The sequence below is a fragment of the Nitrospirota bacterium genome (genome assembly GCA_013388455.1).
Classification (GTDB): Bacteria; Nitrospirota; Thermodesulfovibrionia; order Thermodesulfovibrionales; family SM23-35; genus JACAFF01.
The window spans coordinates 1-5,336 of record JACAFF010000015.1; the positions used below are offsets into that span (position 1 = coordinate 1).

Here is a 5,336-nt window from a genome sequence, read left to right on the forward strand (position 1 = left end):
AACGTCGAAAGTTAAAAGTGACACTACTTTCTCTGCAAATGTTTCTTCCCCTTTCACTTTCATCTTTCACTTTCATCTCCGCCTCAGGCGGGTTGTCGCAATCCCTTTTTCATCAGGTCTAATTTACTACCACAAGGTTTGACGACATATTCTTTGTTGACCTGCGTCGCAATCCCTTTTTCATCAGGTCTAATTTCCTACGGTGTTCTATGAAAGAAATAGTCTTGAAATTCAGGTCGCAATCCCTTTTTCATCAGGTCTAATTTCCTACTACCTATCGAAATGGAAAAGGACATAACTGTCCTTGTCGCAATCCCTTTTTCATCAGGTCTAATTTCCTACTATGAAGATATCAAGGAGCATATGATAAATCAAAGTCGCAATCCCTTTTTCATCAGGTCTAATTTCCTACTACAAGCAATGATATAGATGACCTGCTTACCATCAGGTCGCAATCCCTTTTTCATCAGGTCTAATTTCCTACTTCGGGTTCGAGATTGACCCGACCCCCAGGGCCCCTGGTCGCAATCCCTTTTTCATCAGGTCTAATTTCCTACAAAGCAATGCAAGCAATATGTTAAAGGGTTTGTGGGTCGCAATCCCTTTTTCATCAGGTCTAATTTCCTACAAGAGAAGTAAAATGAAAGATTATTTAAAAGCAGGCTACGTCGCAATCCCTTTTTCATCAGGTCTAATTTCCTACAAAACTGAAAACTTTCAAGCCATAATGATTGGTGGGCTGTCGCAATCCCTTTTTCATCAGGTCTAATTTCCTACGTTAGTATGCCCGGTAATGGTGATTGCTGGTATTGTCGCAATCCCTTTTTCATCAGGTCTAATTTCCTACTATAGTTATAGTAATGATAGCGGAAATTTTGTTTAGTCGCAATCCCTTTTTCATCAGGTCTAATTTCCTACAGCAGATACATCTCACATTTTCTTGCATTTCAAGGTCGCAATCCCTTTTTCATCAGGTCTAATTTCCTACAGTACCCCCCTTAAAAAACTTTGTTTTTCAAATAGTTAGAAAATGACTTTTCTGATATTTTAATGTGTTCAATAGTAACTAATTTTTGAATGCATGGATTGGTCAAAATTGACATATTTTGTCACCTTTCTTAAGGTTCTTTTTAAGTACTGAGTACTAAAAAATAAATTTTGCGACAGTAAAGTTAATTGTCAAAGAACAAAAATAAAACAACCTGAATACAAAAAAATTATACAACATAGACTTTCAATATGCAAAAATTTTTTTATTAAATAAAAATATCAACGCCATCAGGAATTCTGTCTCCACAGCCCATTACAATCACCTTTTCTTCTAAAGGCAATGGATAAATCCTTATATCATCCTCATCTTCTTTTATTAAATCTTTCAGTTTACTTTTTAATTCCTGTAAATCTTCCCATTGTAAAGAACAGTGAAAAACAGAATATTGTATATGAAGAGCTCTGCCTTTCATAAATTTGTAAACCCTGCTCAACCTTCTTGGTTCTCGAACATCATAACAGATTAAATAATTTGTTTTCATTTTCTCAACTCTCTCATCATTTCAAAGATATCATCAATTAATTGTTCAGTTATATTTGTAAGTTGATTTTTTCTATTTTCAAAACGATGTATAATGTCCCTCATTCCTTCTTTAGATACATACCAATTTTTATTCTCTTTAATAAGACGTTCATTTTCAATTTTTTGTTTCAGAAACTGCAGAGACTGTACATCTATTTCTGCTTCGAGTATATAACATAGATCAAGAGCAAGACTGAAATTATGCCTTCTGTGTAATACACCCATATGCGGGTCAAGATCAGCTCTTATAAGAGAGCCGATAATCATTTCTCTAAGAAGATTGGAAATTATTACTGTGATAACCTGCCATTGTTCCAGACTGCATTTTCTGAATTGATTAATAATACTTCGATAATCTTTCTCCCTGAAGCCAAATCTGGTAAATTTAAATAAAATTCTTTTTGACAGTCTCTTAACAACATTCAGTTGAATCTCTTTTCTTCTGGATTCAAGCCAGTTTTTGAAACGTAATATATTCTGTTCGTTTTTGAGAAATATCTTTTGGTCTTCATAATGACGGGGGAGTTTATCATTATATGGCAATGCAACTGCTACCGACTCACCTCTGTAATTTATAAAAGTTACAGGAATGTTACGATCTGTAAAAAGCGTTATAACACCAGATTCAATTTTAACATTTCCAATAATTACTACTCTTCCAATTAACCTTGCGGGAACACGACTGCCCGCTTTCCCTTCCTCTTTTACCCATACAGAAGGACCATCTCTTATTACCTTTAATTCTTTGTTTTCATTTAAATATAATGTTCTTTCCATCTTTTCAATTACCAATAATTAATCCGTAATGATTAATTTTTAACTCCTGTTTCTTCATTATTAATTATTGTTTCAGCAAGTTTTCTGACCTCTTCCTTTATAATTAATCTTATTTCCTTAGCCCATTCCTCATATACTGGATAAAATATTTTTCTGCTTTCCTTTTTCAAATAACATCCTGGCCTTTCATTTTCCTTAGAGAAATCTTTTGGAGTAAATATCCCATCTCTGAAAACTTTCCAGACCATTTTATCAGCATCAGTTCTGAATATCTCTACTAAATCACATGCAAGAGATTCTCTTCCGTACTCAAATTGATGATAAAAACCAATTGTAGGATCAAGTCCGATAGTTTCGATTTCTCTAACTACTTCGTAATGCAAAAGCGTATAGCATAGCGATAGCATTGCGTTTACAGGATCTTCGGGTGGACGTCTGTTCCTTTTCCTGAACTCAAGGGATTCGGGGAATATTCTTGTAAATGTTGAAAAATAAGTTGCTGATGCGCCTCCTTCAAATCCTCTTAAAGAATCGAGATCAATAGAATTATTTAGCTTTTCGCGTATTTTTTCGAGTGTTTCTATTGCCTGAGAAAAATAAAATCTTTTTTCTTCTATTTGCTCTGACAATTCTTTAAGAAATAAAACCTGATTTTTTATTTTAGTTGCCACAAAACGCAAAGCCATCTCTTTACCAAAATCGGTTAGAGCTTTTTCGTACTGTTTCAATCTCAGGATACCATTATTATGCAGTCTGCCATGCAGCATTCCTCTGAAACGCATAGTTTTACCAGAGAGGAACAAAACACTGATATTGTTATCCGAAAGCCTGTGCAATACATTGGTATCAAGCATCACATTGCCTACAATGACTACTCTTTTCAATGGTTTGATAGGTATTACACCTTCTCGAGCATTGTTTGAATAGATTGCAAGAGATTGCCCATCAAGTTTGATATGAATATCTTTTCTGTCAATATATGCTGTGCCCATAATATCCTTTAATTTACCCGATATAAAAATACTCTGGATCTTTTGGTTGAACTGCAATTCCGAGTGTATGTGTTCTGCTTCTGCCATCCATAGTGAATATGTGAACCCTGTCTTCATCTTCCCTAATGAGTCTTTCAAGTTTTCTCTTCACATATCTCAGCTCACCATCTGTCAGAAAACATTCATAGACAGACTTCTGCCCACCTGTGCTGTAACCCTTGAGAAAGTTCCGAACACGGTTAAGCCTCTTGTCATTTGAGATGTCATAGGCAATAAGGTAAAGTGTCCTTTCCATGGCAACTATTTAATATTCGATGCTCCTGATTTTAGGATAAATGGATTAAGGGTGGCTGTCAGCAAAAGAAATATTGCGAAAATATTTTCTTAGAGTTGTCAAAGAACAAACCGCCGAAGGCGATTAATCCGGGCTATGATCAAATATAACTACATCTCCTGTTACAGGACTTCTGTATATCAACTTCCTCGCTTTTCCATGTAATGCATGCGCTATTTTCAGATAAAGCCAGACAGGAGCCTGACCGGTGAGGATGACTTCATTGCCTTCCCCGGCAAGAGCCTTGGCTTTTGAGATATAAGTATCTAACTTAGCAAGCTTTGCAATATCTTTATTTTTAGACGTTGTAAAAAGTTTATTAACATTTATTATTATTTGCTTATCCATTGTCTTAAAGCTTCCTTCAGATTGATAATTCTTTTCCCATCTACTAACTCAATTTTTAGTAACTCTGCTCTTTTTCGCACATAATCATTTTTTATTCCCCTTGCAGAGGCGAGCATTCCTTTTCCAAAAAGACCGAGCGCAGTGTCTGAAATAGAATCAAGCTCATAAAGATACTCTTTGGCAATTCCTTCTTCGGAATCATCTACTTTTCTTTCAGGGTTAGCAGTCTTACATGAGATATAAAAAAGTCTATTGCCTTTAGATATTAAAATATCAAATTCATTTTTGGGAATATATTTTCCCGAGATATCCCAAGCCCCTTCAACGTTGAGTTTAGTCTCATCTGGCTGAATGCTTTTTGCAGTCATATAAACATATTCTTCGAACCATATACCTGCAAGATATCTTGCTGTCTCATAATCTGTGATTTCTATTGTTCTTTTATTTATAAGCTTTGCAAGATTTGCTTCATTAAGGAAATCGAATAGTTTATATGTATTTTCACTTGGATCAAGACTTAGTTTAAAAGGATAATCAAAATTTTCATATCCATGCAATTCATAATTTATTTTACCTATTATGTTTTCTGCATGTACTGATAAGTGAGCTAAATATTCTGTGAGTTTCTTTCTTTTATAAATATTGCTATCATCCTTTACATATTTTTGCATTTTAAAACCATATACAGCCAGATAATCTTTTATAGAAATCTTAACTTCAATAGGTATTTTAGACTGTTTGTCTTCTGGGAAAAGTTGAAGTATTTCATTGTCAAATGTGTTTACATAAAATATTGGCTTATTTCTCGTGTTAAATGCCTTAAATGTTCCTAAAGTACCTATTTTTGTTCCACCTGTAATATTTAATGAAATTTCGGAATCCTTAAATCGATCTAAAATTTTTTCACATTCGTCAATTACTTTATTGATTTCATATGCAGATATTGAATTCTGCATGACATCATAGCCTTTGCTATTTAAGACGCCTTCCAGTCTTTTTGCCTTTTGTTTCATTTCAAGAGTAGTTAATAAAATTATCTTATCAGGATTAAATTGGATCGCTGTTGTGAGGTTCGGTATAGGCTGATCAGATACAAGGCAAACGTGAATATTTTTCATGGATATTCTCCTTATCGATCTCTGTCCATCCCTTCGAGTTTTTTTAAAAAATAATCAATGGTTTCTTCCATGAAGCCAAAAAGTTTATCGACCCTGTTCAACCTTTATCTCCCTTCTGAATCTTATATCTTCACAATCATGTAAAATCTTTCGAGTGATCGAATAAAGAGTATCTGTATCAGGTTCTATAAGGT

The 5,336-nt window shown here is 34.3% G+C and carries 6 protein-coding genes and 1 CRISPR repeat array; all 6 genes read right to left on the reverse strand.

The features are described from left to right. Window positions 1–94: 94 nt before the first annotated feature. Window positions 95–988: direct repeats of the CRISPR family, unit length 36 nt; unit sequence GTCGCAATCCCTTTTTCATCAGGTCTAATTTCCTAC. 268 nt (window positions 989–1,256) lie between these two features. Then, window positions 1,257–1,532, reverse strand: a complete 276-nt coding sequence (gene cas2 / locus HXY53_03685) for a CRISPR-associated endonuclease Cas2 (protein ID NWF75668.1) — start codon at window positions 1,530–1,532, stop codon at window positions 1,257–1,259. Continuing rightward, window positions 1,529–2,350 carry a CRISPR-associated endonuclease Cas1 gene (locus tag HXY53_03690; GenBank protein ID NWF75669.1) on the reverse strand — a complete coding sequence of 274 codons (822 nt, stop codon included), beginning with the start codon at window positions 2,348–2,350 and terminating at the stop codon, window positions 1,529–1,531. The genes cas2 (HXY53_03685) and HXY53_03690 overlap by 4 nt, the downstream gene beginning before the upstream one ends. Before the next feature lie 32 nt (window positions 2,351–2,382). Then, window positions 2,383–3,342 (reverse strand): CRISPR-associated endonuclease Cas1, encoded by a 960-nt coding sequence (cas1, locus tag HXY53_03695; GenBank protein NWF75670.1) that lies wholly within the window; start codon window positions 3,340–3,342, stop codon window positions 2,383–2,385. A gap of 13 nt (window positions 3,343–3,355) precedes the next feature. Beyond that, on the reverse strand, window positions 3,356–3,637 hold the full coding sequence (cas2, locus tag HXY53_03700) for a CRISPR-associated endonuclease Cas2 (protein ID NWF75671.1): 282 nt from the start codon (window positions 3,635–3,637) through the stop codon (window positions 3,356–3,358). Window positions 3,638–3,760: 123 nt separating this feature from the next. After that, a complete protein-coding gene (locus tag HXY53_03705) occupies window positions 3,761–4,024 on the reverse strand; it encodes a hypothetical protein (GenBank protein ID NWF75672.1) in 264 nt (87 codons plus the stop codon). After that, on the reverse strand, window positions 4,009–5,142 hold the full coding sequence (locus HXY53_03710) for a DUF1887 family protein (protein NWF75673.1): 1,134 nt from the start codon (window positions 5,140–5,142) through the stop codon (window positions 4,009–4,011). Before HXY53_03710 ends, HXY53_03705 begins: the two co-directional genes overlap by 16 nt. Window positions 5,143–5,336 lie beyond the last annotated feature (194 nt).